22 protein-coding genes are annotated in these 24,607 nt (G+C 62.7%); 20 read left to right on the top strand and 2 right to left on the bottom strand.

What is annotated here, in order from left to right:
* Positions 1-203: 203 nt before the first annotated feature.
* Positions 204-851 carry an outer membrane protein OmpA gene (gene ompA / locus F757_RS0123590; RefSeq protein ID WP_013340148.1) on the bottom strand — a complete coding sequence of 216 codons (648 nt, stop codon included), beginning with the start codon at positions 849-851 and terminating at the stop codon, positions 204-206.
* A gap of 478 nt (positions 852-1,329) precedes the next feature.
* Between ompA and gyrA the strand changes: the two genes are divergently transcribed.
* The 17 genes from gyrA (at position 1,330) to cysM (ending at position 21,049) form a co-directional block, all read left to right on the top strand.
* Entirely contained in the window at positions 1,330-3,966 is a 2,637-nt protein-coding gene (gene gyrA / locus F757_RS0123585; RefSeq protein ID WP_027213539.1) for a DNA gyrase subunit A, read from the top strand.
* Positions 3,967-4,088: 122 nt separating this feature from the next.
* A complete protein-coding gene (locus F757_RS0123580) occupies positions 4,089-4,694 on the top strand; it encodes a DUF2059 domain-containing protein (protein ID WP_027213538.1) in 606 nt (201 codons plus the stop codon).
* A 357-nt stretch (positions 4,695-5,051) separates the two neighbouring features.
* The gene (serC, locus tag F757_RS0123575; protein ID WP_027213537.1) at positions 5,052-6,134 is read left to right on the top strand and encodes a 3-phosphoserine/phosphohydroxythreonine transaminase; all 1,083 of its coding nucleotides are present in this window, start codon (positions 5,052-5,054) and stop codon (positions 6,132-6,134) included.
* Between the two features lie 75 nt (positions 6,135-6,209).
* Positions 6,210-7,292, top strand: a complete 1,083-nt coding sequence (gene pheA / locus F757_RS0123570; RefSeq protein ID WP_027213536.1) for a prephenate dehydratase — start codon at positions 6,210-6,212, stop codon at positions 7,290-7,292.
* An 85-nt stretch (positions 7,293-7,377) separates the two neighbouring features.
* Positions 7,378-8,490, top strand: coding sequence for a histidinol-phosphate transaminase (gene hisC / locus F757_RS0123565; protein WP_027213535.1), 1,113 nt, complete (start codon positions 7,378-7,380; stop codon positions 8,488-8,490).
* A 48-nt stretch (positions 8,491-8,538) separates the two neighbouring features.
* Positions 8,539-9,480, top strand: a complete 942-nt coding sequence (locus F757_RS0123560) for a prephenate dehydrogenase (RefSeq protein ID WP_027213534.1) — start codon at positions 8,539-8,541, stop codon at positions 9,478-9,480.
* Between the two features lie 47 nt (positions 9,481-9,527).
* Positions 9,528-10,832: a 3-phosphoshikimate 1-carboxyvinyltransferase gene (gene aroA / locus F757_RS0123555; protein ID WP_027213533.1), complete on the top strand. Its 1,305-nt coding sequence runs from the start codon at positions 9,528-9,530 to the stop codon at positions 10,830-10,832.
* Positions 10,833-10,867: 35 nt separating this feature from the next.
* Positions 10,868-11,554: a (d)CMP kinase gene (cmk, locus tag F757_RS0123550; protein ID WP_027213532.1), complete on the top strand. Its 687-nt coding sequence runs from the start codon at positions 10,868-10,870 to the stop codon at positions 11,552-11,554.
* Positions 11,555-11,719: 165 nt separating this feature from the next.
* Complete coding sequence (rpsA, locus tag F757_RS0123545) at positions 11,720-13,453, top strand: 30S ribosomal protein S1 (protein WP_013340139.1); 1,734 nt, start codon at positions 11,720-11,722, stop codon at positions 13,451-13,453.
* 107 nt (positions 13,454-13,560) lie between these two features.
* Positions 13,561-13,884: an integration host factor subunit beta gene (locus F757_RS0123540; protein ID WP_006050255.1), complete on the top strand. Its 324-nt coding sequence runs from the start codon at positions 13,561-13,563 to the stop codon at positions 13,882-13,884.
* Between the two features lie 441 nt (positions 13,885-14,325).
* Positions 14,326-14,619, top strand: coding sequence for a LapA family protein (locus tag F757_RS0123535; RefSeq protein WP_013340138.1), 294 nt, complete (start codon positions 14,326-14,328; stop codon positions 14,617-14,619).
* A 68-nt stretch (positions 14,620-14,687) separates the two neighbouring features.
* Complete coding sequence (gene lapB / locus F757_RS0123530; RefSeq protein WP_027213531.1) at positions 14,688-15,863, top strand: lipopolysaccharide assembly protein LapB; 1,176 nt, start codon at positions 14,688-14,690, stop codon at positions 15,861-15,863.
* An 81-nt stretch (positions 15,864-15,944) separates the two neighbouring features.
* Positions 15,945-17,348, top strand: coding sequence for a UDP-glucose dehydrogenase family protein (locus tag F757_RS0123525; RefSeq protein ID WP_027213530.1), 1,404 nt, complete (start codon positions 15,945-15,947; stop codon positions 17,346-17,348).
* Positions 17,314-18,321, top strand: coding sequence for a D-glycero-beta-D-manno-heptose-7-phosphate kinase (rfaE1, locus tag F757_RS34015; RefSeq protein WP_084531007.1), 1,008 nt, complete (start codon positions 17,314-17,316; stop codon positions 18,319-18,321). Before F757_RS0123525 ends, rfaE1 begins: the two co-directional genes overlap by 35 nt.
* Positions 18,322-18,460: 139 nt before the next feature.
* Complete coding sequence (gene rfaD, locus F757_RS0123515) at positions 18,461-19,453, top strand: ADP-glyceromanno-heptose 6-epimerase (protein ID WP_027213529.1); 993 nt, start codon at positions 18,461-18,463, stop codon at positions 19,451-19,453.
* A 77-nt stretch (positions 19,454-19,530) separates the two neighbouring features.
* Entirely contained in the window at positions 19,531-19,896 is a 366-nt protein-coding gene (locus F757_RS0123510) for a ComEA family DNA-binding protein (RefSeq protein ID WP_027213528.1), read from the top strand.
* A 250-nt stretch (positions 19,897-20,146) separates the two neighbouring features.
* Positions 20,147-21,049: a cysteine synthase CysM gene (gene cysM / locus F757_RS0123505; protein WP_013340132.1), complete on the top strand. Its 903-nt coding sequence runs from the start codon at positions 20,147-20,149 to the stop codon at positions 21,047-21,049.
* Between the two features lie 113 nt (positions 21,050-21,162).
* Here the strand turns inward: cysM and mltB are convergent, their stop codons facing one another.
* A complete protein-coding gene (gene mltB / locus F757_RS0123500) occupies positions 21,163-22,311 on the bottom strand; it encodes a lytic murein transglycosylase B (RefSeq protein ID WP_027213527.1) in 1,149 nt (382 codons plus the stop codon).
* Positions 22,312-22,654: 343 nt separating this feature from the next.
* On the opposite strand from mltB, the gene F757_RS0123495 reads away from it, so the two are divergent.
* Genes F757_RS0123495 through F757_RS0123485 form a run of 3 tightly spaced genes read left to right on the top strand, consistent with a single transcriptional unit; the run spans position 22,655 to position 24,598 of the window.
* Positions 22,655-23,578, top strand: a complete 924-nt coding sequence (locus F757_RS0123495; protein WP_027213526.1) for a histone deacetylase family protein — start codon at positions 22,655-22,657, stop codon at positions 23,576-23,578.
* 9 nt (positions 23,579-23,587) lie between these two features.
* On the top strand, positions 23,588-23,773 hold the full coding sequence (locus F757_RS0123490) for a hypothetical protein (RefSeq protein ID WP_027213525.1): 186 nt from the start codon (positions 23,588-23,590) through the stop codon (positions 23,771-23,773).
* A gap of 24 nt (positions 23,774-23,797) precedes the next feature.
* Positions 23,798-24,598 carry an enoyl-CoA hydratase gene (locus tag F757_RS0123485; protein ID WP_027213524.1) on the top strand — a complete coding sequence of 267 codons (801 nt, stop codon included), beginning with the start codon at positions 23,798-23,800 and terminating at the stop codon, positions 24,596-24,598.
* Positions 24,599-24,607: the final 9 nt, after the last annotated feature.

The raw sequence follows: 24,607 nt of genomic DNA, 5'->3' as shown, positions 1-24,607 counted from the left end.
GGCGAAGCTGCCTCGATGAGAGCGGTGAGCGGGCGCTCGAGGATAAACCCGGAGTATATAGGCGAGGGCGCGGGGCGGCAAAATGCCGCCGCAAGATGGCCACCGCCTGACGTGACTGGCGGCGCGGCCTGCCGGCAATCAAACACTCACGGCAATAAAAAAGCCCCGCCGAAGCGGGGCTTTGATACTACGTGTTTTGCAGCTTACTGCTTCGAAGTACCGACAACTTCGACTTCCACGCGACGATCCGGTGCGAGGCAGGCGATCAGTTGCTTGCGGTTCTTCTGGTTGCAGCCGGTCGTAACCGGGTTACGCTTGCCCTTGCCTTCCGTGTAGATACGGTTGGATTCGATGCCCTTGCTGACCAGATAAGCCTTCACAGCTTGAGCGCGACGCAGCGACAGACGGTCGTTGTACTTGTCCGAACCGATGCGGTCCGTGTAACCCGTTGCCACGACGACTTCGAGGTTCAGGCCTTGAATCTTCGATGCCAGGTCGTCCAGCTTTTCCTTGCCGGCCGGCTTCAGGATAGCCTTGTCGAAGTCGAACAGTGCGTCAGCCTGGTAAGTGATCTTCTGGCTGGTGATGGCCGGTGCCGGTGCGACCGGAGCCGGCGGCGTCGGAGCCTGGGCGACCAGTGCGCCGTCGCACTTGGCGTTAGCCGTTGCCGGCGTCCAGAATGCATCGCGCCAGCAAAGCTCGTTCGTGCCGTTCATCCACACGTATTCGCCAGTACCATTCACCCAGTTGTCATTGGTAGCTTGTCGCGACGCCGGCACCGACTGTGCCATGGCGGATGCAGCCATAACCGCGGTAGCTGCAATGAACGCGAGCTTTGAAAGTTTATTCATATTTCTCCTCTCGAAATTGAGATTACCGCAGGTTTACTGCGAGCCTGTTGACGAAGACAAGTCATACATTGCTCGAAGTATAACATTGGTGCGGAACAAAAAACGCTGTGTCTAGACTTCGAGCAGTGTCTGACTCTTTGTGCGTTGGCATTTTGCCATATCGTTCCCTTCCGACGATAAAAAAATCCGCCCCCGATCAAATCGCCTTCCAATTGTGGTGCATGCGCAACAGAACAATCGCCCGGAGTGTCCCGCCAGTCATGGCTGAGCGGCGAATTGCCCTACGCACGAATCGAGCCTGACCCGCCCCAAAATCATGCGTTCACGGAACTTTTTCGCCTGGTGCTGCTAATAGGTATACGTCCCGCCGCCGGGGCGGGATTGGCGGCATGTTAGAATCGCGTGATGCGTTGCGCCTGCAATGCTTACGCGAAGGTGCCGGGTTCTCACCGCCTTCGCACGTAAAAGATACGGGATAATGGATCAATTCGCCAAAGAGACTCTGCCAATCTCCCTCGAGGAGGAAATGCGCCGTTCGTATCTCGATTACGCGATGAGCGTGATCGTAGGGCGTGCGCTTCCCGATGTTCGCGATGGCCTGAAGCCGGTGCACCGGCGCGTGCTATATGCGATGCACGAGCTGAACAACGACTGGAACCGCGCGTACAAGAAGTCGGCGCGTATCGTCGGCGACGTCATCGGTAAGTACCACCCGCACGGCGACACGGCTGTATACGACACCATCGTCCGGATGGCGCAGGACTTTTCGCTGCGCTACATGCTCGTGGATGGCCAGGGCAATTTCGGTTCGGTCGACGGCGATAACGCCGCGGCCATGCGTTACACCGAAATCCGCATGGCGAAGATCGGCCATGAACTGCTCGCCGACATCGACAAGGAAACGGTCGACTTCACGCCGAATTACGACGGCAGCGAGAACGAGCCGGCCATTCTGCCGGCGCGCATTCCCAATCTGCTGATCAATGGCTCGTCCGGCATTGCGGTCGGTATGGCGACCAACATTCCGCCGCATAACCTGAACGAGGTTGTCGACGCCTGCCAGCACCTGCTCAAGAATCCGGAAGCCTCGATCGACGACCTGATCGATATCGTCCCGGCACCCGATTTCCCGACCGCCGGCATCATCTACGGCGTGGCCGGCGTGCGCGACGGTTACCGCACCGGCCGCGGCCGTGTGGTGATGCGGGCGCTCACGCACTTCGAAGAGATCGACCGCGGCCAGCGCATGGCGATCATCGTCGACGAACTGCCGTACCAGGTGAACAAGCGCTCGCTGCTCGAGCGCATTGCCGAGCTGGTCAACGAGAAAAAGCTCGAAGGCATTTCCGACATCCGCGACGAGTCCGACAAGAGCGGCATGCGAGTCGTGATCGAGCTCAAGCGCGGCGAAGTGCCGGAGGTCGTTCTTAATAATCTGTACAAGGCGACCCAGCTCCAGGACACGTTCGGCATGAACATGGTCGCGCTCGTCGACGGCCAGCCGAAGCTGCTGAACCTGAAGGAGATGTTGTCGTGCTTCCTGTCGCATCGGCGGGAAGTGCTGACGCGGCGCACTGTATACGAACTGCGCAAGGCGCGCGAACGCGGCCACGTGCTCGAAGGTCTGGCGGTTGCGCTCGCCAACATCGACGAGTTCATCGCCATCATCAAGGCTGCGCCGACTCCGCCTATCGCCAAGCAGGAATTGATGGCGCGTCCGTGGGATTCGTCGCTGGTGCGCGAAATGTTGTCGCGTGCCGAGGCGGAGAATGCGTCGGCGGGCGGTCGCGAGGCTTACCGCCCCGACGGATTGAATCCATCCTTCGGCATGCAGGCGGACGGCCTTTACCGCTTGTCCGACACTCAGGCTCAAGAAATTCTGCAGATGCGTCTGCAACGCCTGACCGGCCTTGAGCAGGACAAGATTATCGGCGAGTACCGCGACGTGATGGCGCAGATTGCCGACCTGTTGGACATTCTCGCTCGTCCGGAGCGCATTACGGCGATCATCGTCGACGAACTCACGTCGATCAAGGCCGAATTCGGCGACGCGCGCCGCTCGAAGATCGAGCTGAACGCCACCGAGCTGAACACCGAAGACCTGATCACGCCGCAAGAGATGGTCGTGACCATGTCGCACGCGGGTTACGTGAAATCACAGCCGTTGTCGGAATATCGCGCGCAAAAGCGCGGCGGTCGCGGCAAACAGGCGACTTCCATGAAGGAAGACGACTGGATCGACACGCTCTTCATCGCCAATACGCACGACCACATTCTGTGCTTCTCCAACCGCGGTCGCGTCTATTGGGTCAAGGTCTACGAGGTGCCGCAGGGCTCGCGCAACTCGCGCGGCCGTCCGATCGTCAATATGTTCCCGCTGCAGGAAGGCGAAAAGATCACGGTGGTGCTGCCGGTCAAGGAATTTTCCGCAGACAAGTTCGTGTTCATGGCAACTGCGTTAGGAACGGTAAAGAAGACGCCGCTGGAAGCCTTCAGCCGGCCGTTGCGCAAGGGTATTATTGCGGTCGGTCTGGATGACGGCGATTACCTGATCGGCGCCGCCATTACTGACGGTCAGCACGACGTCATGCTGTTCTCCGATTCGGGCAAGGCGGTCCGCTTCGACGAGAACGACGTGCGGCCGATGGGCCGCGAGGCGCGCGGCGTGCGCGGCATGCAGCTCGAAGACGGCCAGAACGTGATTGCGCTGCTGGTCGCGGGCGACGAGCAGCAGTCGGTGCTCACCGCCACGGAAAACGGCTTCGGCAAGCGCACGCCGATCACAGAGTACACCCGTCACGGCCGCGGCACGAAGGGCATGATCGCGATCCAGACGTCGGAGCGTAACGGCCGGGTTGTCGCCGCGACGCTGGTCGACCAGGAAGCGCAGATCATGCTGATCACGACCACGGGCGTGCTGATTCGTACGCGCGTGTCGGAAATTCGAGAAATGGGCCGTGCAACTCAAGGTGTTACACTCATCAGCCTTGATGAAGGGACCAAGCTTTCAGGTCTGCAACAGGTTGCCGAAGCTGAAGCGGAAGGCGATGTCGAAGGCGACGCCGAGGGTCCCGCCGACGGCAACATCGGCGGCGAAGACGGCGGTGCGGCCTGACCTGCGTCGCGGCTTGCGCATTCGTTAGCCGGTTGAAAGCCGCGCAGGAAACAATAGCGTGTCCGGCCGACACGCTTCCCGCGCGGCTCGCAGTTCAAGTTAATTTCTATTAGGGAGTAATGATGCAGAAACGATTCAAACAACTGGCATTGCTGGCTGCCCTCGTGCCGACGTTTGCAATGGCTCAAGCGCTTCAGAGCCAGGCTCCGTCGGCGCCGGCTGCTGCCGCAGCACCGGTTGATCCGGCCAAGCAGGCTGCAATCAAGGACCTGCTGGACGCAATCGACGCGCAGAAGCTCGTCGGCGCGATCGGTAACAGCGCGCAAATGCAAGCGAAGCAGCTCGTCCCGGCTATCCTCTCGGACGCGCTGAGCGAGAACAAGACGATGACGGACAAGCAGAAGCAGGCTTCCGTCCCGACGCTGCAAAAGAACGCAGTGCCGAAGCTGGTTGACGGCGCAGGCCAGGTCTTCGCGACGGACAGCTTCCGCCAGGACGCAATGCAAGCTCAGTACGATGCTTATGCAAAGTACTACAGCACGTCGGAAATTAAAGATCTGACCACGTTCTACAAGAGCCCGACGGGCCGCAAGTTCATCCAGGTTCAAGACCAGGTTGGCCGCGACGTCGTCAACGGCTTGATGCAGAAGTACATGCCGCAATCGATCAAGGCGACGCGTGACCAGGCTGACAAGGAAGTTGCTTCGGTCAAGCCGGCTGCCAAGTAAGTCTTAGGCGAAAGCCGCGCAGAACCGCGCTGGCGCGCCGCGCGGCTGTCCGGTTTCAGGGCGGCCGCGTTTGGCGGGTTAGCGGGGACAATGCGATAATGGCCGTTTGCGCGTATGCGCGAACGGCCATTGTTTTTTCGGCGCGAAATGGTCGATGGGTCCATGCGGTCAATGGCTAATGCCGTTGTGGCCTGGTTGGCCAACTGCCTTGGGTGGGCGTTCGCATCCGCTCAGACATAGCCGCTTTCCGGTAGTCTGTTCCACGGCGGCCATCCACGGACTCACCATCCGCTGACTCACCTATTCGCCGACTCATGCGCGATCTTTTCGGGTTCGCGCCGCTTTCAGGATCTCACGATGCGCGTCTTTAATTTCTCCGCCGGCCCCGCGGCCATGCCCGAAGAAGTGCTGCGTCAGGCAGCAGCCGAGATGCTCGACTGGCAAGGCAGCGGCATGAGCGTGATGGAAATGAGCCATCGCGGGAAAGAATTCATGTCGATCCACGAGGAAGCGCTCGTCGATCTGCGCGAATTGCTGGCGGTCCCGGCGAGCCACCGGATCCTGTTCCTGCAAGGCGGCGGTCTCGGCGAAAACGCGATCGTGCCGATGAATCTGCTCGGCGCAAAACCGCGCGCCGACTTTGTGATTACCGGATCGTGGTCGCAAAAGTCGTTCAAGGAAGCGCAGAAGTACGGCACCGTCCATCTCGCCGCGAGCGGCCAGACGGCTGACGGCTTCACGCGCGCGCCGGCCTTCTCCGAGTGGCAATTGTCGGACGATCCTGCTTACGTGCACCTGTGCACGAACGAGACCATCCACGGCGTGGAGACGTTCGAAATTCCCGACCTCGGCAATATTCCGCTCGTCGCGGACGCGTCGTCGCATATCCTCTCGCGTCCCATGGACATCGCCAAATACGGCGTGCTGTTCGGCGGCGCGCAGAAAAACATCGGCATGGCCGGCGTGACCGTGGTGATCGTGCGCGAGGACATGCTGGACCGGGCGCTGCGCATCTGCCCGTCGGCGTTCGAATGGAAAACGGTCGCCGAAAACAATTCGATGTACAACACGCCGCCCACGTATGCAATCTACATTGCGGGGCTCGTGTTCAAGTGGTTGAAGAAGCAGGGCGGCCTCGCCGCGATGGAAGCGCGCAATCTCGAAAAGTCGAAGCTGTTGTACGACGCAATCGACTCGAGCAGCTTCTATCTGAACAAGGTCGAACGTGGCTCGCGCTCGCGGATGAACGTACCGTTTTTCCTCGCGGACGAGTCGCGCAACGAAGATTTCCTCGCCGGCGCGAAAGCGCGGGGAATGGTGCAGCTCAAGGGCCACAAGTCCGTCGGCGGCATGCGGGCGTCGATTTACAACGCCGTCCCGCTCGAAGGCGTCAAAGCGCTTGTCGAATACATGAAGGAATTCGAACGGCACAGCGCCTGAGTGCCCGGCATTCGGCGCGCGCATCCTTTCCAGCAAGCATTTTTGCAGCAGCTACCGGCAGGACTGTTTTCACGCATGGACGACGAACTCAACAATCGGCTCAAACCCCTTCGCGAACGCATCGACGCGCTCGACGCGCAACTGATCGCGCTGCTCAACCAGCGCGCAGCGGTGGCGCTTGAAGTGGGCGAGGTCAAGAAGCATTTCAACGCGCCTGTGTTTCGGCCTGAGCGCGAACAGCAGGTCATCGCGCGCCTGCAGGACATGAGCGAAGGGCCGCTGGCGAGCGAGCACATCAGCGCAATCTGGCGCGAGATCATGGCCGCGAGCCGTGCGCTCGAAAAGACCATCAAGGCCGCGTATCTCGGGCCGGTCGGCACGTATAGCGAACAGGCCATGCACGAGTACTTCGGTCAGTCGATCGAAGGCCTGCCGTGCCCGTCAATCGACGAAGTATTCCGCTCGGTCGAGGCCGGTGCAGCCGAGTTCGGCGTCGTACCGGTGGAGAATTCGACTGAAGGCGCGGTGTCCCGTACGCTCGACCTGCTGCTCGAAACGCAACTCACGATCGGCGGCGAACTGGCGTTGCCTATTCATCACAATCTGTTGACGCTGAACGGCGGCCTTACTGGCGTGACGCGCGTATGCGCGCACGCGCAGGCGCTTGCGCAATGTCAGCGCTGGCTCGCCACGAATGCGCCGCATCTGGAGCGCCAGGCGGTGTCGAGCAATGCAGAAGCGGCCCGCATGGCGGCCGAGGATCCGACCGTCGCAGCCATTGCCGGAGATCGCGCGGCGACTCACTACGGTTTGCAGGTCGCCTACGCGTTGATTCAGGACGATCCGCACAACCGCACGCGCTTCGTGATGATCGGCAAAGAGCGCACGGGCCCGAGCGGTCATGATCAGACGTCGCTTATCGTATCGGTGCCCAACGAGCCTGGCGCGGTGTTCAAGCTGCTGGAGCCCCTCGCGCGCCACAGCGTTTCCATGACGCGCTTTGAGTCGCGTCCGGCGCGCGTGGGCACATGGGAGTACTACTTCTATATCGATGTCGAAGGCCATCGCGACGATCCCGCCGTGGCGGCCGCGCTGACCGAGCTCGGTGAGAAGGCAGCATTCCTCAAGATTCTCGGCTCGTATCCTCGCGCCCGCTAATGGTGCGCAGATCGCGGGCAAGCGCGGGCCAGGCACACCGCCAACGCGCCCGCTGCGACTTTCCTAATAATCGTTCGGAGATTTCATGACAACGTCCTTCGGTCCTTCTTACGTGCGCGCCATTGCGCCTTACATTGCCGGCAAACCGATTTCGGAAGTCGCGCGCGAGTTCGGGTTGGACGAAGCAAAGATCGTGAAACTCGCGTCGAACGAAAATCCGCTCGGCATGCCCGAGTCGGCGCAACGCGCGATGGCGCAGGCCGCGAGCGAACTGGGCCGCTACCCGGACGCGAACGCCTTCGAACTGAAGGCCGCGTTGGGCGAACGCTACGGCGTGCCGGCCGACTGGATCACGCTCGGCAACGGCAGCAACGACATTCTCGAAATCGCGGCGCACGCGTTCGTGGAGAAAGGCCAGTCGATCGTCTACTCGCAGTATTCGTTCGCGGTCTACGCGCTTGCCACGCAGGGCTTGGGCGCCCGCGCGATCGTGGTGCCGGCGGTGAAGTTTGGCCACGACCTCGACGCGATGCTGGCGGCGATCACGGACGACACGCGACTCATTTTCGTCGCCAATCCGAATAATCCGACCGGCACCTTCATCGAAGGTCCTAAGCTCGATGCGTTTCTCGCCAAAGTTCCGCGCCACGTGGCAGTTGTGCTGGACGAGGCCTACACCGAATATTTACCGGCAGAAAAGCGCTACGACTCGATCGAGTGGGTACGCCGTTACCCGAATCTGCTGGTGTCGCGCACGTTTTCGAAGGCGTTCGGCCTTGCCGGTTTGCGGGTTGGTTTTGCAATAGCCCAGCCAGAGCTGACCGATCTGCTGAACCGTCTGCGCCAGCCGTTCAATGTGAACACGCTCGCACAAGCAGCGGCTATCGCCGCGCTGAACGACCAGGCGTTCCTGGAAAAGAGCGCGGCGCTCAATGCCCAGGGTTATCGCCGTCTGACAGAAGCATTCGACAAGCTTGGTCTCGAGTACGTGCCGTCCGACGGCAACTTCGTGCTGGTACGCGTCGGTGACGACGATGCGGCGGGCGATCGCGTGAATCTGGCGTTGCTCAAGCAGGGGGTCATCGTGCGTCCGGTTGGCAACTACGGTTTGCCGCAGTGGTTGCGCGTGACAATCGGCTTGCCGGAAGAAAACGAGGCGTTCATTAGCGCGCTGGAAAAAACGCTCGCCACCGCCTGAGCGGCGAATCCTGACCCGCGCGCCTCGTCTGAACGGCGCGCTTTTTGTGTGACCGACGTGGCCGCGTTCTCTTTTAACAAGTTGGTGATATTTGGTGTCGGCCTGATCGGCGGATCGCTCGCGCGCGCGTTGCGCGAGCGCGGCGAAGCGGAGGGGGCGCGCACGGTGATCGGCGTGGGCCGCTCGGCTGAGTCGAGCGCCCGCGCGCTGGAGCTCGGCGTGATCGACAGCGCGGCGGGATTGCATGACGACGCCGCGTTGCGCGAAGCGCTTGCCGGCGCAGACCTCGTGCTGCTCGCGGCGCCGGTCGCCCAGACTCGGCCCCTGCTCGAACGGATCGTGCCGTTTCTCGACGCGAACACGATCGTCACCGATGCCGGCAGCACCAAGTCCGACGTGGTAGCCGCGGCGCGAGCCGCGCTCGGCGCGCGCATCGGGCAGTTCGTGCCGGGACATCCGATTGCCGGCCGTGAGGCGAGCGGCGTCGAGGCCGCGTTGCCCGATCTGTATGTCGGCCGCAATGTCGTGCTGTGCCCGTTGCCCGACAATGCGCCGCCTGGCGTGGAGCGCGTCGCCGCTATGTGGCGGGCAACCGGCGCGCTGGTGCGTGACATGACGCCGGAGCAGCACGACCGGGTGTTCGCATCGGTCAGCCATTTGCCGCACGTGTTGTCGTTCGCGCTGGTCGAGCAGATTCTGAATTCGCCTGATGCCGCGCTGAAGTTTTCCTTTGCCGCCGGCGGCTTTCGCGACTTCACGCGCATTGCCGCGTCGAGCCCGGAAATGTGGCGCGACGTGTGCGTCGCCAACCGCGCCGCGCTGCTCGACGAGCTGGACGCCTACACAGCCGTGCTCGCGCGGCTGCGCGCGGCTATCGAGGCAGGCGACGGCGCCGCGCTCGAAGCGGTCTTCGCCCGCTCGCGCGTGGCGCGCACCGAGTGGCAGGAACAGCGAGCGGGCGGCTCTGCATCGGCCGACGGGTCAAAATGAGGGCGCCGCGCTGAGCGCGTCGCCATAATCGGAAACTGGACTCAATCATGGAATTCCTCGATCTCGGACCATTTTCTCGTGCGTCCGGCACGGTTCGTCTGCCTGGCTCGAAGAGCATTTCGAACCGCGTGCTGCTGCTGGCCGCGCTCGCCGAAGGCGAAACGACGATCACGAACCTGCTCGACTCCGACGACACGCGCGTCATGCTCGACGCGCTCGAAAAGCTCGGCGTGCGGCTCAAGCGCGAGGGCGACACTTGCGTCGTGACCGGCACCCGGGGTGCATTTACAGCGCGCACGGCCGACCTCTTTCTCGGCAACGCGGGCACGGCGGTTCGTCCGTTGACGGCGGCGCTTTCGGTCAATGGCGGCGACTACCGCATCCACGGCGTGCCGCGCATGCACGAGCGGCCGATCGGCGATCTGGTCGACGGCCTGCGGCAGATCGGCGCGCGAATCGACTACGAGGAAAACGAGGGCTATCCGCCGTTGCGCATCCGCCCGGCGCAAATTTCCGCCGAGGCGCCGATCCGCGTGCGCGGCGACGTCTCCAGCCAGTTCCTCACCTCGCTGCTGATGACGCTGCCGCTCGTGCGCACGGCAAGCGGCGTGAGCACGGTTCAGGTGGACGGCGAACTTATTTCCAAGCCTTATATCGACATCACGATCAAGCTGATGGCGCGCTTTGGCATCAACGTCGAGCGCAATGGCTGGCATCAGTTCATCGTGCCGGCGGGGCAGCGCTATCAGTCGCCGGGCACGATCATGGTGGAAGGCGACGCGTCGTCGGCGTCGTATTTCCTCGCGGCGGGCGTGCTGGGCGGCGGGCCGGTGAAAGTGGAGGGCGTCGGGCGTTCGAGCATTCAGGGCGACGTCGGCTTTGCGGATGCGCTCATCAAGATGGGCGCGAATCTGCAGATGGGCGAGGACTGGATCGAAGTGCGCGGGGTCGGCAACGACCACGGCAAGCTCGATCCCATCGACATGGACTTCAACCTGATTCCCGATGCAGCGATGACCATCGCGGTTGCCGCGCTGTTCGCCGACGGCACGACCACGCTGCGCAACATAGCCAGTTGGCGCGTGAAAGAGACCGACCGGATCGCGGCAATGGCGGCCGAACTTCGCAAGGTCGGCGCGAAGGTGCAGGAGGGCGACGACTTCCTCATGGTCACGCCGCCCGAAAAGCTGATTCCGAACGCCTCGATCGACACCTACGACGATCACCGCATGGCGATGTGTTTCTCGCTGGTTAGTCTCGGCGGCGTGCCGGTGCGCATCAACGACCCGAAGTGCGTCGCCAAGACGTTTCCCGATTATTTCGAGCGCTTTGCGGCGCTCGCTCACCCCTGATTCGCGTACGAATCGCCTGACGTGCGACTTTTTAGATGAAACCGATCCGCCCCTTTCACCAGACGCCCGTCATTACGATCGACGGCCCCAGTGCCTCCGGCAAAGGCACCGTGGCCGCGCTGGTCGCCGCGAGCCTCGGCTTTCACCTGCTCGACAGCGGCGCGCTGTACCGGCTCGCCGCGCTCGCCAGCATGCGCTACGCGGTGGCGGCCGAGGACGTCGACGCCCTTGTCAAGCTGATCGACGACCTGCACATTACGTTTCGCGAGGGCCTCGCGCAGCTCGACGGCGTCGATGTATCGGCGGAAATTCGCGCAGAAGAGGTTGGCAGCCGCGCGTCGGCGATTGCCGTGCATGCCCCGGTGCGGGCCGCGCTGGTGGCGCGTCAGCGCGCTTTTCGCAAGGAGCCGGGGCTGGTCGCGGACGGTCGCGACATGGGCACGGTGATCTTCCAGGACGCCATTCTGAAGGTGTTCATGACCGCCAGCGTGGAGGCCCGCGCAGCCCGGCGGCATAAGCAATTGATACAAAAAGGCTTTTCTGCTAATATTGATGACTTGCTCCGGGATTTGCGCGAGCGTGACGAGCGCGACAGTCAGCGCGCAGCCGCGCCACTTAAGCCCGCAGCAGATGCAAAGCTGCTCGATACGTCCGCCTTGTCGGTCGATCAGGCGGTCGAGCAGGTAGTGCAATGGTACGAAGCGCTGGTTGCTCAAAGCTGATCGAAGCAATGGTTTCAATCCGGCTCTGGGGCGGCGGCAATAGTACGTTGCTGGTAGGTGCTTCGCGATTGTCGCGAAGCGTTGTATTAACCCCTTAACCCCGCGTGGCATTCGCATTCTTGCCGTAGTTGCTGACCGTCCGGCCAGCCGGGCAGCGCGAGATCCATGCAAATTTTGATTTTTATGTCCGACCTGCAAACCTCTACCCCGAATACCGAATCTTTTGCGGCTCTGTTCGAAGAGTCGCTGACCAAGCAAGACATGCGCGCCGGCGAAGTGATCTCCGCCGAAGTCGTGCGTGTCGACCACAACTTCGTGGTCGTCAACGCTGGTCTCAAGTCCGAAGCCTACATCCCGCTCGAAGAGTTCCTGAACGACGCGGGCGAGGTAGAAGTGCAGGCGGGCGACTTCGTTTCCGTCGCGATCGACGCGCTGGAAAACGGCTATGGCGACACGATCCTGTCGCGCGACAAGGCGAAGCGTCTGGCTTCGTGGCTGTCGCTGGAAAAGGCTCTCGACAACAACGAACTCGTGACCGGCACGATCACGGGCAAGGTCAAGGGCGGCATGACCGTCATGGTCAACGGCATTCGCGCATTCCTGCCGGGTTCGCTGGTTGACACGCGTCCGGTCAAGGACACGACCCCGTACGAAGGCAAGACGCTGGAATTCCGCGTCATCAAGCTCGACCGCAAGCGTAACAACGTCGTGCTGTCGCGCCGCGCCGTGATCGAAGCAACCCAGGGCGAAGAGCGCGCAAAGCTGCTCGAAACGCTGAAGGAAGGCGCGATCGTGGAAGGCGTGGTGAAGAACATCACCGACTACGGCGCGTTCGTGGACCTGGGCGGCATCGACGGCCTGCTGCACATTACGGATATCGCATGGCGTCGCGTGCGTCACCCGTCGGAAGTGCTGTCGGTTGGCCAGGAAGTTACCGCGAAGATCCTCAAGTTCGACCAGGAAAAGAACCGCGTTTCGCTCGGTATCAAGCAACTGGGCGACGATCCGTGGGAAGGCATCTCGCGTCGTTACCCGTCGGGCACGCGTCTGTTCGGTAAGGTCACCAACATCACCGACTACGGCGCATTCGTCGAAGTGGAATCGGGCATCGAAGGCCTCGTCCACGTGTCGGAAATGGACTGGACGAACAAGAACGTTGCACCGTCGAAGGTTGTGCAACTGGGCGACGAAGTCGAAGTCATGGTTCTTGAAATCGACGAAGACCGCCGCCGTATCAGCCTCGGCATGAAGCAGTGCAAGCCGAACCCGTGGGACGACTTCAGCCGCAACTTCAAGAAGGGCGACAAGCTGCAAGGCGCAATCAAGTCGATCACCGACTTCGGCGTCTTCATCGGTCTGCCGGGCGGCATCGACGGTCTGGTTCACCTGTCGGATCTGTCGTGGTCGGAAACGGGCGAAGAAGCTGTTCGCAAGTACAAGAAGGGCGACGAAGTGGAAGCCATCGTTCTCGGCATCGACGTCGAGAAGGAACGCATTTCGCTCGGCATCAAGCAGCTCGAAGGCGACCCGTTCAGCAACTTCGTTGCAATGAACGACAAGGGTTCGATCGTCGACGGCGTGGTCAAGTCGGTGGACGCGAAGGGTGCAGTGGTTCAGCTGTCGGGTGAAGTCGAAGGCTACCTGCGCGCTTCGGAAATCGCACAAGACCGTGTGGAAGATGCTCGCAACGTGCTGAAGGAAGGCGACAAGGTCAACGCGATGATCATCAACATCGATCGCAAGTCGCGTGGTATCAACCTGTCGATCAAGGCGAAGGACTCGGCTGAGCAACAGGAAGCGATTCGCGGCCTCGCTTCGTCCGATTCCAGCGCAGCTGCGACCGGCACGACGAACCTCGGCGCGCTGCTGAAGGCTAAGCTCGACGGCCAGAACCAGTAATTGAGGTACGCCCCCAGCCTGCCGCGCGGGCTTTGCGCTCGCGGCAGGTACCCCTCGCGGGGAGCAACGGGGGCGGCTCGGCGTTTTCTTGAGAGGTCTGCTGCAGTATGACCAAATCGGAATTGGTCGCCCAACTGGCTACGCGCTTTCCGCAGCTCGTATTGAAAGATGCGGATTTCGCGGTCAAGACGATGCTTGATGCGATGTCGGAGGCGCTCGCCAAAGGTCATCGCATCGAAATTCGAGGTTTTGGCAGCTTCGGCCTGAACCGCCGTCCTTCCCGCGTTGGGCGCAATCCCAAGTCGGGCGAAAAAGTGCTGGTGCCCGAGAAGTACGTGCCGCACTTCAAGCCGGGCAAGGAGTTGCGTGAGCGGGTCGACCGTCGCGCGGGCGAGCCGTTGAAGGCCGAAGAGCCGGACGACGATCTGTAAATGCTCCGCTGTGCGTGCTGTGCAGTTTCGCAGCATGGCGTTGGCGGCGTGAGCGGCCAGTGCCAGTCGGCAAAAGACCAGAAAAAGCGCCTTTCGGCGCTTTTTTTTCGCCCAGGCAATTTTTGACATTGGCCGCTGCCTGGCGTTGGGTTCCTTTCCATCTCGTTGCGTTCTTGTCCCAGAGTTCGGCTCGCACTCCAGCTCGCAGCTTTGTTCGCGCTCTCAGCGCGGCTCTCTGTTCCCGGCGTTCCACGTGGTCGCGGCTCCTTTCACGACGCATTCGCCCCGCCCACAGTTTTCTGTAAGCCCGCGCTCCGCCAGTTCCTGCCCAGCCGCGAGGGCTTCAATTACAATACGGGTCACTTCGGCGCGGGCAAACACCGTGGCGCGACGCGTCATCAGGCCGGCGTCACCCCGCAACTGCCGTGAAGAGATCTATTCATGAAATTTATCGTCTGGCTGATCCGTGTACTGGTGTTCGTGCTGCTGCTCGTGCTCGCACTCTCCAATACACAACCCGCTACGCTGAATTTCCTCGCGGGCTACGCATGGTCGGCGCCGCTCATTCTCATCGGGCTGGCGTTCTTCGTGGTCGGCTTGCTTGCGGGCCTTGTTTCGTCCATGCCCGCCGTGGTGCGCCTGCGCATGGAAAACGGCCGATTGAAGCGTGAGCTGCGCGTGGCGCGCGAGACGCCGGTGGCTGTCGAACAGCCGCCCATGCCGCCGCTGATCTGATTGTGTCCTTCGGCCGCGCGCCTTCGCGGCATCCCGTTCCCGCCTTTCGGCTCATTTGCATTCATCGCATGGATCTAGACTTCTGGTGGCTGCTCGTCATTCCCGTCGCTTTCGCGTTCGGCTGGATGGCTGCGCGCTACGACCTCAAGACGCTGCTGTCGGAAAGCGCCAATTTGCCGCGTTCGTATTTCCGCGGCCTGAACTTCCTGCTCAACGAGCAGCCCGACCAGGCGATCGACGCGTTCATTGAAGTCGTCAAGCTCGATCCGGAAACGGTCGAGCTGCATTTCGCGCTCGGCAATCTGTTCCGGCGCCGCGGCGAGACCGATCGCGCGATACGCGTGCATCAGAATCTTCTCAGCCGCGCGGATCTGCCGGTTAGCGAACGCGATCACGCACTGTTCGAACTGGGTCAGGACTTTCTGAAGGCCGGCCTGCTGGATCGCGCCGAAGAGACGTTCCGCTCGCTGGAAACCGGCGACTACGCGTTGGGCGCGCAGCGCGCGCTGCTCACCATCTACGAAATCGAGAAGGACTGGCTCAAGTCGATCGACACTGCGCGCCATCTGGAAACAATGGGCACGGAGTCGCTCGACAAGGAAATCGCGCAGTTTCATTGCGAACTCGCACAGGAAGCGCTGCAGCAGAAAAAGCCCGACGAAGCACGCCGTCAGCTCGGCTTCGCGCTGAAGGCGAATCCCACCAACGTGCGCGCCACGATCCTGTTCGGCGACGTCGACGCCGCCGCGGGTTCGCAGGAGGCGGCGATCGCGCAGTGGCGGCGCGTAGAGGAACAGAACCCGGCTTATTTGCCGCTCGTCGCCGAAAAGCTGATGAAGGCGTACGAAGCGCTCGGCCGCGCGCAGGAAGGTGCCGATCTGCTCACGAGCTGGGTTGACCGCTACCCGAGCAACGATCTGCTCGACGTCGCGTATCAGCATGTCGCGTCGCTGCGCGGGCCGGACGCTGCGCATGCGCTCGCGCGTTCGCAGATGCAGAAGTCGCCCAACCTGGCAGGCATGACGCGCCTGCTCGAGGCGCAGCAGGCCGTCGCGGAGGAACCGCGGCGCAGCGAACTCGAATTGATGCGCACACTGATCCGCCAGCGCACCAAAAATCTGCCGCGCTACACGTGCCAGAATTGCGGTTTCAGGGCGCGGCTTTTCTATTGGCAGTGCCCAGGCTGCAGCGGCTGGGAAACCTATGCGCCGCGCCGGGTCGAGCCCATCACCGCGTCGAGCTGAGTTTGCGCACGGCTTGGGCAGCGTGTTCATGACCGGCTTTATCGCCGGAGATCATCACCGGAACCTTCAACCGGAAAGCGTATGAAAATCACCATTATCGGCACTGGCTACGTGGGCCTCGTCACAGGCGCGTGTCTCGCTGAAATCGGCAACGACGTGTTCTGTCTGGACGTCGATCCGCGCAAGATCGAAATTCTCAACAACGGCGGCGTGCCCATTCACGAGCCGGGCTTGCAGGAAATCATTGCACGCACCCGGGCGGCCGGGCGTATCACCTTTTCGACGGACATTGAGGCGAGCGTCGCTCACGGCGACGTGCAGTTCATCGCCGTCGGCACGCCGCCCGACGAAGACGGCTCCGCAGACCTGCAGTACGTCCTCGAAGCGGCGCGCAACATCGGCCGTACGATGAACGGCTTCAAGGTGATCGTCGATAAATCGACGGTGCCGGTCGGCACGGCGCAGCGCGTGCGCGCGGTCGTCGAAGAAGAGCTCGCAAAGCGCGGGCTCGCCGGGAGCGACAAGCACCGCTTTTCGGTCGTGTCGAACCCGGAGTTTCTGAAAGAAGGTGCGGCGGTGGACGACTTCATGCGGCCGGACCGCATCGTGCTCGGCAGCGACGAGGACGAAGCCGGCTTGCGCGCGCGTGAACTGATGAAGCGCCTCTATGCGCCGTTTAACCGCAATCACGAGCGCACGCTGTACATGGACGTGCGCTCGGCCGAATTTACCAAGTACGCGGCCAATGCAATGCTGGCCACGCGCATCTCGTTCATGAACGAAATGTCGAATCTCGCCGACCGGGTGGGCGCCGACATCGAGGCGGTGCGCCGCGGCATCGGCTCGGACCCGCGTATCGGCTATCACTTCCTGTATGCCGGCTGCGGCTATGGCGGCTCATGCTTCCCGAAGGACGTTCAGGCGCTGATCCGCACGGCCAGCGAAAGCGGTCACAATCTGCGCATTCTCGAAGCCGTCGAGGAAGTGAACTACCGGCAGAAAGACGTGCTCGTGCAAAAGATCACGCACAAATGGGGCAATGATCTGGCAGGCCGCACCTTCGCTGTGTGGGGACTCGCGTTCAAGCCGAATACCGACGACATGCGCGAAGCGCCGAGCCGCCGCGTGATTGCGGAACTGCTCGCGCGCGGCGCACAGGTGCGTGCATACGACCCGGTCGCCGTGACCGAGGCGCGCCGGGTCTTCGCCATGGACCTCCATGACTCGCCGGACCAGCTCGCGCGTTTGCAATTCGCGAACACGCAGGACGAAACGCTTACGGGCGCGGACGCGCTTGTCATCGTCACCGAATGGAAGGAGTTCAAGAGCCCGGACTTCGCGCATCTAAAATCCGTATTGAAGTCGCCGGTCATTTTCGACGGCCGCAATCTCTACGAACCGGATGCGATGAACGAACTCGGCATCGACTATCACTCGATTGGACGCCCTTATGCACAACCCTCTGAACTTGCAGCCGATGCCTGAGTCCCGGCCCGACTCTATCGCAGCCTCGCCGTCGTCAGCGTTGACGGCGGTGCCGCGCGCACAGATCGCGGCGGCGCGCGTGCTCGTCGTCGGTGACGTGATGCTCGACCGTTACTGGTTCGGCGACGTCAATCGCATCTCGCCGGAAGCACCGGTGCCCGTCGTGCACGTGCAGCGCCAGGAAGACCGCCTTGGCGGCGCGGCGAACGTCGCGCGCAACGCGGCGGCGCTCGGCGCGCAGGCGGGGCTGCTGTGCGTGGTCGGCCACGATGAACCGGGTGAGCGCATCGTGCAGTTGCTCGGTGAGAGCGGCGTGAACCCGCATCTTGAACGCGATCCCGCGCTGCTGACCACCATCAAGCTGCGCGTGCTGTCGCGCCAGCAACAGTTGCTGCGCGTCGACTTCGAGAACTCGCCGGCGCACGAGGTGTTGCTCGCCGGTCTCGCGCGCTTCGACGAATTGCTGCCGTCGCACGACGTGATCCTGATGTCCGATTACGCAAAGGGCGGACTGACCCACGTCACGCAGATGATCGCGAGAGCGCATGCAGCCGGCAAGCCGGTGCTGGTCGACCCGAAGGGCGACGACTGGGAGCGTTATCGTGGCGCCACGCTGATCACGCCGAACCGCGCCGAGCTGCGCGAAGTGGTCGGTCAGTGGAAATCGGAAGAAGACCTGACCGAGCGCGTCAGCAGATTGCGCGCGGATCTGCAGTTCAAGGCCTTGCTGCTCACGCGTTCGGAAGAAGGCATGACGCTCTTCTCCGACGACGGCATCCTGCACACATCGGCCGTCGCGCGCGAAGTGTATGATGTCTCGGGCGCGGGCGACACCGTGATTGCCACGCTCGCCACCATGCTGGGCGCGGGTCTGCCGCTTGTCGAAGCGGTCGGGCTTGCCAATCGCGCGGCCGGTATCGTGGTCGGCAAGCTGGGCACGGCCACCGTCGACTACGACGAACTCTTTCATTGACGCGCCTGACGGGTCCTGCCGCAAAAGCCTACGGGCAGCGCGCAACAAGGACCGGTTGGGCGCCAGCCAACCTGCCGTTCGAAGCCGGCGCCGTGTCGCCCGCTTCGCTCCATGCAAGGCTCATTACCGCGGGACAATCATGACCCTCATCGTCACCGGCGCGGCCGGCTTTATCGGCAGCAACCTCGTCAAGGCGCTCAACGAGCGCGGCGAACAACGCATCATCGCCGTGGACAATCTGACGCGTGCGGACAAGTTCAGGAATCTCGTCGACTGCGAGATCGACGATTACGTGGACAAGACCGCATTCCTCGAGCGATTTGCGCGCGGCGATTTCGGCCGCGTGCGCGCGATCTTCCACGAAGGCGCCTGTTCGGACACGATGGAAACCGACGGCCGCTACATGATGGACAACAATTTCTGCTACAGCCGCGAGGTGCTGAATATCTGCCTCGAGCAGAACATCCAGTTCCTCTACGCGTCCTCAGCGGCCACATACGGCGGTTCGAGCCGTTTCGTCGAAGAGCGCGAAGTGGAGCAGCCGCTCAACGTGTACGGCTATTCGAAATTTCTGTTCGACCAGGTGATTCGCCGCGCGCTGCCGCACGCGAAAAGCCAGATCGCGGGCTTCCGCTATTTCAACGTGTACGGCCCGCGCGAAACGCACAAGGCACGCATGGCGTCGGTCGCGTTTCACAACTTCAACCAGTTCCGCGCCGAGGGCAAGGTTAAGCTGTTCGGCGAATACAACGGCTATGCGGCGGGCGAGCAGACGCGCGATTTCGTTTCGGTCGAAGACGTGGTGAAAGTCAACCTGTTCTTCTTCGACAATCCGCACAAGTCGGGCATTTTCAACCTGGGCAGCGGCCGCGCGCAGCCGTTCAACGACATTGCGAGCACGGTGGTCAACACGCTGCGCGCGCTCGATAACGAGCCGCCGCTTTCGCTTGCCGACCAGGTGCAGCGCGGACTGATCGAATACATTCCGTTTCCCGACGCGCTGCGCGGCAAGTATCAGTGCTTCACGCAGGCGGACCTCACGAAGCTGCGCGCGGCCGGCTACGACGCGCCGTTTCTGAGCGTGCAGGAAGGTGTCGATCGGTACGTGCGTTGGCTATCCGGCCAGGTGTAAATAGTTCGGATACCTGTTTAAACTGGAATCTCCCGGTTGGTCATGACGCCAACCGGTTGTATGAGGGAGATTCCAATATGTTTCGAAAAATTCTGGTTACGGCGGCCATGCTCGCCGCTTTCGGCCACGCGTATGCGTCGGTTGACGTCAACACGGCTAACGAGGACGCGCTGCGCGGCATCAAAGGCATCGGTCCTGCCAAAGCGAAAGCCATTCTCGAAGAGCGTGCAGCGCATGGTCCGTTCAAGGACCCGGCCGATCTCAGCAAGCGCGTCAAGGGCATGGGGGGGCATACCGTCGAGCGCCTGCAGGCGGAGGGTCTCGCTGTCGGTCCGGCTGGCGCGGCTGCTGGCCCGCAGGTTGCGGCGTCTTCACAGACCAAAGGCGCGGCCGCTGCGGCCAATACGCCAAAAGGCGGCGCCACCGTGGCGGTGAAGAAATAGTCTGACGCGCGCCGGGCGCGGCGTGTGGCGCCGCGCCCGCTCGCCATCGTTGTCCTTCATGGTCGGAGCCGGCAACAGCGCTCCTTGAGCTGTCATTCGTACGACGGGCTCCCCGCGGTACTCGGCCGCGGGCTTTTTGCGTTGGCGCAGGCTGCATCCATGCGGGCAGAAGGGCCGCACGGCAGCCGGTGGCACGGTGGTTTAGAATCGGTAGATTGAAGACTTCACGCATCGACAGCACCGGACCGATATGGCTTACAAAACGATTGAAGACACGATCGGCAATACGCCGCTCGTGCAACTCGTGCGTCTCGCCGACGACGAGATCCGCAGCCGCAACAACGTGGTTCTCGCCAAGCTCGAGGGCAACAATCCCGCCGGCTCGGTGAAGGATCGCCCCGCGTTGTCGATGATCAAGAAAGCGGAAGCGCGCGGCCGCATCAAACCGGGCGACACGCTGATCGAATCCACCAGCGGCAACACCGGCATTGCGCTTGCCATGGCGGCCGCGATTCGCGGCTACAAGATGGTGCTGATCATGCCGGAAGACCTCTCGGTGGAGCGCCGCCAGAGCATGGCCGCATACGGTGCGCAGATCATTCTGACGCCGGTCACGGGCGGCATGGAGTACGCGCGGGATCTCGCCGATCAGATGCAGCGCGACGGCAAGGGCATCATCCTCGATCAGTTCGCGAACCCGGACAATCCGGCCGCGCATGTCGAAGGCACGGGCCCCGAAATCTGGCGCGATACGGAAGGGCGCATTACGCACTTTGTGTCGTCCATGGGCACCACCGGCACGATCATGGGCGTGTCCACCTATCTGAAGCAACAGAACGAGGCAATCGAGATCATCGGCGCGCAGCCGGAGGAAGGTTCGCGCATCCCGGGCATCCGCAAGTGGCCCGAGGCCTACATGCCGAAAATTTTCGACCGCAGCCGCGTGGACCGTGTCGAGAATGTGAGCCAGGCCGCGGCGGAAGCAATGGCCCGGCGCCTCGCGTCGGTCGAAGGCATTTTTGCGGGCATTTCGTCGGGCGGCGCGTGTGAGGTGGCGCTGCGGGTCGCGCGTCAGGTCGAGAATGCGACCATTGTGTTCATCGTCTGTGACCGCGGCGACCGTTATTTGTCGACGGGCGTGTTTCCCGCGTGAGTGCGCGAGCGGGTGCTCCTCGCGCCCGCGGACCACAGCCAATAAAAAAGCGCCGGTCGGCGCTTTTTTTACATCTTCCGAACGGCACGCGTGCCGACGGCTGACCCTGCCACTTATTGCGAAGCCGCATCCGACGACGCCGCTTTGTTCACGGCATTGGCTGCGTCGCCCGCTTCCATTTGCGACTTGATGCGCTGCCCCAACTGATAGACCGCGAGTGCGTAGAAGAAGCTGCGGTTATAGCGCGTCAGCACATAAAAATTTTTCAAGCCGAGCATGTATTCGGTGCCGCGTCCCGGCGACGGCAAGTCGACCACCGTAACCGGCGTTCCCGCCTCGGCCGCAATATTCACGTCCGGCTCGTTGAGCACCAGCCCCGCACGCAGCAACTGGTCGAGCGGCCAATGCGGTTCCGGCGCGCCGTCGGCGGCGGCTTGCGCAACGCCGAGACTACCCGCGTCCGAGCCGATTTTCCACACGACGGGCCGGCCGTTCTCCCAGCCGTTCTGACGCAGGTAATTCGCAACGCTGCCGATCGCATCGGCCTGGCTCGCGCGCAGGTCGATGTCCTTCTTGCCGTCGTAGCTCACTGCATACTGCACGATGCTGCTCGGCAGGAACTGCGGAATGCCGATCGCGCCGGTGTACGAGCCAAGAACCGTAGTGGGATCGATCTGCGACTCGCGCGTCCACACCAGGTAATCTTCGAGATTCTTGCGGAAGGTCGCCTGGCGGTCCGCGCGATTAGGCGTATTCGGGTAGTCGAAGGTGAGCGTGGTCAGCGCATCCAGCACCCGGAAGTTGCCCATGAAGCGCCCGTAAATCGTCTCCACACCGAGAATGCCGACGATCACCTCCGGCGGCACGCCGAACTCTTCGTAGGCGCGCTGTAACGTGGCCTGGTTCGCGCGCCAGAAACGCACGCCCGCATTGATGCGAATCTGATCGAGAAAGCGCGACTGATATGCGCGCCAGTTCTTGACCGTGGGCGAGGGCGACGGCGTGACCAGTTTCACCGCGGTCGCCGAATAGCTGACGCCCGCAAAAAGCGAATGCAACGCGGACTCGTCGAAGTCGTAGCGCGCCACCATGTCGTTGATGAACGCATCCACATTCGCGTTGTTTGCGTAGCGCTGCGGGATGATCTCCTCCTCAAACGTTTGCCCCTGCGGAACACCGGTTTGCGGCTGCGCCTGAGCGACGAGCACCGGCGGTTTCTTGCCGACGCTCTGCGCCAGAGCCGGAGCGTTTGCCGTGAACATGCACGATGCGACGCAGAGTGTGGCGGCGATGCTTCGGGTGCTGGGCCGGTTTCGTGCAGACAGGGCAAGCTTGACGGTCATAGTGAGCAGGAGGCGCGGTGCGAAAGGACAAAGACGGGAGGAAAACGGAACGGGCAGTATACCCGAGGCATTCTGCGAAACTGTGCCAGTCGCGTTACAACGGCCAAGTGTGGGCCGACGCGGCAGCAGCGCCGGGCATCGCGGCACGCGGCCAGGCCGCCTCGTGTGGTAACTTGATAAGTGTTGGCGCGCCGTGGGCGCGCGCCCCTGGACGGAGACACGCCGCGCACGCCATCACGGCGCCGCGCCGCAGAAGAGAATCATGGCAACAGGCTTCTATTCCCACGCCGACTGTCTGCTGCACGACATGGGGCAATGGCATCCCGAATGCCCCGCCCGGCTGCAGGCCATCGAAGATCAATTGATCGCGAGCCGCATCGACGCGCTGATCGAGCGCGAGTCGCCGCCGCTCGCCGACGAAGCAGCGCTGCTGCGCGTGCACACGCAGGCGCACGTCGACTACATCCGCGGCCGTGCGCCTGTCGAGGGGCTTGCGGAAATCGACCCCGACACGTCGATGAACCCGCATACGCTGCAGGCAGCCTTGCGTGCGGCGGGCGCGGCCGTGGCCGCTACCGACGCGGTGATCGAAGGCCGCTTCGACAACGCGTTCTGCAGCGTGCGTCCGCCCGGCCATCATGCGGAGCCGGCCCGTGCGATGGGCTTCTGCTTCTTCAACAACGTGGCGATCGCCGCGCGCCATGCGCTCGAGGTGCATGGCTTGCAGCGCGTGGCCGTCATCGACTTCGACGTGCATCACGGCAACGGCACCGAGGCGGCCTTTTCCGGCGACCCGCGCGTACTGATGTGCAGCTTCTTCCAGCACCCGTTCTATCCATTCACCGGCGCCGACAACCAGGCGCCCAACATGTGCAACGTGCCCATGCCCGCGCGCTCCAAAGGCATGGCCGTGCGCGAGGCGGTGGACATGCTGTGGCTGCCGCGCCTGAACGATTTCAAGCCGGAAATGCTGTTCGTATCCGCGGGCTTCGACGCGCATCGCGAAGACGATCTCGGCAACATGGGTCTCGTCGAGGACGACTATGTGTGGATCACCGAGCAGATTCGCGACGTCGCACAACGCCATGCGGGCGGGCGGATCGTGAGCTGTCTCGAGGGTGGCTACAACCTCTCGGCGTTAGGGCGCAGCGTGGTGGCGCACGTGCGCGCGCTGGCCGGGATCTGACGGGGGCAATTGCAAGCGCGCGCCGCCACCGCCGCCGCGCCCGCTGCAACCGCGTGGTCAACCGCCGCCGCGCAGACCGCCACCGCGCGCAACAAGCGCAACAAGCGCAATAAGCGCGATAAGCGCAACAAGCGCAATAAGCGCGATAAGCGCAATAAGCGCGATAAGCGCAACGGCCAGCACACACTACAGTAACCGATCGCGTGAACGGAGCGAGCCATGACTGCAGAAGCACAAAACGCATCGCTGGTGGACACGGAATACGGCGCGTATGGCGTGCCGGGTGTCGTCCGTCTGACGATGAACCGGCCCGACGCTTTCAACGCGCTCTCCGAGGACCTGCTCGACGCGTTGCAGAGCGCATTGAGCCGACTCGCCCAGTCGCCGGCGCGCGTGGTGGTGATCGCCGGCGCCGGACGCGCGTTCTGCGCGGGACATGATCTGAAGGAGATGCGCGCCGCGCCCTCGCTCGCGTATTACCAGGCACTGTTCGCGCGCTGCACGAAACTCATGATGACCATCCAGCGCTTGCCGCAGCCGGTGATCGCGCGCGTCCACGGCATTGCCACGGCCGCGGGTTGCCAGCTCGTCGCAATGTGCGATCTGGCGGTGGCGGCGGAGACCGCGCGCTTCGCCGTGTCGGGCGTGAACCTCGGGCTCTTCTGCGCGACGCCCTCCGTGCCGCTGTCGCGCAATCTGTCGCGCAAGGCGGCGCTGGAAATGCTGCTGACCGGAGATTTTATCGACGCGGCGGAGGCGAAGCAGCAAGGCCTCGTCAATCGCGTGGCGCCGCTGGACTCGCTCGACGCCGAAATCGCGCGCCTTGCCACCAGCATCTGCGCGAAGCCAGTCGAAGCCGTGAGCGCGGGCAAGGGCCTGTTCTACCGGCAGCTCGAAATGGGCATCGAGGCCGCGTACCAGCTCGCGGGCCAGACGATGGCCTGCAACATGATGGACGACTCCGCGCTCGAGGGCGTGCAGGCGTTCATCGACAAACGCGCGCCCGACTGGAAGCGCTGATCGGCGCGA

Source organism: Burkholderia sp. WSM2232 (assembly GCF_000472545.1).
GTDB lineage: Bacteria > Pseudomonadota > Gammaproteobacteria > Burkholderiales > Burkholderiaceae > Paraburkholderia.
The sequence above is the reverse complement of the archived record's forward strand: the minus strand, read 5'-3'. Positions and strand labels throughout refer to the sequence as shown.

Coding starts and splice junctions, on each gene's coding strand:
- hisC (WP_027213535.1), top strand. CDS start 7,378: ATGACAACGTCCTTCGGTCCTTCTTACGTGCGCGCCATTGCGCCTTAC.
- rpsA (WP_013340139.1), top strand. CDS start 11,720: ATGCAAATTTTGATTTTTATGTCCGACCTGCAAACCTCTACCCCGAAT.
- F757_RS0123485 (WP_027213524.1), top strand. CDS start 23,798: ATGACTGCAGAAGCACAAAACGCATCGCTGGTGGACACGGAATACGGC.
- cysM (WP_013340132.1), top strand. CDS start 20,147: ATGGCTTACAAAACGATTGAAGACACGATCGGCAATACGCCGCTCGTG.
- F757_RS0123525 (WP_027213530.1), top strand. CDS start 15,945: ATGAAAATCACCATTATCGGCACTGGCTACGTGGGCCTCGTCACAGGC.
- F757_RS0123540 (WP_006050255.1), top strand. CDS start 13,561: ATGACCAAATCGGAATTGGTCGCCCAACTGGCTACGCGCTTTCCGCAG.
- cmk (WP_027213532.1), top strand. CDS start 10,868: ATGAAACCGATCCGCCCCTTTCACCAGACGCCCGTCATTACGATCGAC.
- aroA (WP_027213533.1), top strand. CDS start 9,528: ATGGAATTCCTCGATCTCGGACCATTTTCTCGTGCGTCCGGCACGGTT.
- F757_RS0123535 (WP_013340138.1), top strand. CDS start 14,326: ATGAAATTTATCGTCTGGCTGATCCGTGTACTGGTGTTCGTGCTGCTG.
- pheA (WP_027213536.1), top strand. CDS start 6,210: ATGGACGACGAACTCAACAATCGGCTCAAACCCCTTCGCGAACGCATC.
- rfaD (WP_027213529.1), top strand. CDS start 18,461: ATGACCCTCATCGTCACCGGCGCGGCCGGCTTTATCGGCAGCAACCTC.
- F757_RS0123495 (WP_027213526.1), top strand. CDS start 22,655: ATGGCAACAGGCTTCTATTCCCACGCCGACTGTCTGCTGCACGACATG.
- F757_RS0123510 (WP_027213528.1), top strand. CDS start 19,531: ATGTTTCGAAAAATTCTGGTTACGGCGGCCATGCTCGCCGCTTTCGGC.
- mltB (WP_027213527.1), bottom strand. CDS start 22,311: ATGTTCACGGCAAACGCTCCGGCTCTGGCGCAGAGCGTCGGCAAGAAA.
- F757_RS0123580 (WP_027213538.1), top strand. CDS start 4,089: ATGCAGAAACGATTCAAACAACTGGCATTGCTGGCTGCCCTCGTGCCG.
- serC (WP_027213537.1), top strand. CDS start 5,052: ATGCGCGTCTTTAATTTCTCCGCCGGCCCCGCGGCCATGCCCGAAGAA.
- lapB (WP_027213531.1), top strand. CDS start 14,688: ATGGATCTAGACTTCTGGTGGCTGCTCGTCATTCCCGTCGCTTTCGCG.
- rfaE1 (WP_084531007.1), top strand. CDS start 17,314: ATGCACAACCCTCTGAACTTGCAGCCGATGCCTGAGTCCCGGCCCGAC.
- ompA (WP_013340148.1), bottom strand. CDS start 851: ATGAATAAACTTTCAAAGCTCGCGTTCATTGCAGCTACCGCGGTTATG.
- gyrA (WP_027213539.1), top strand. CDS start 1,330: ATGGATCAATTCGCCAAAGAGACTCTGCCAATCTCCCTCGAGGAGGAA.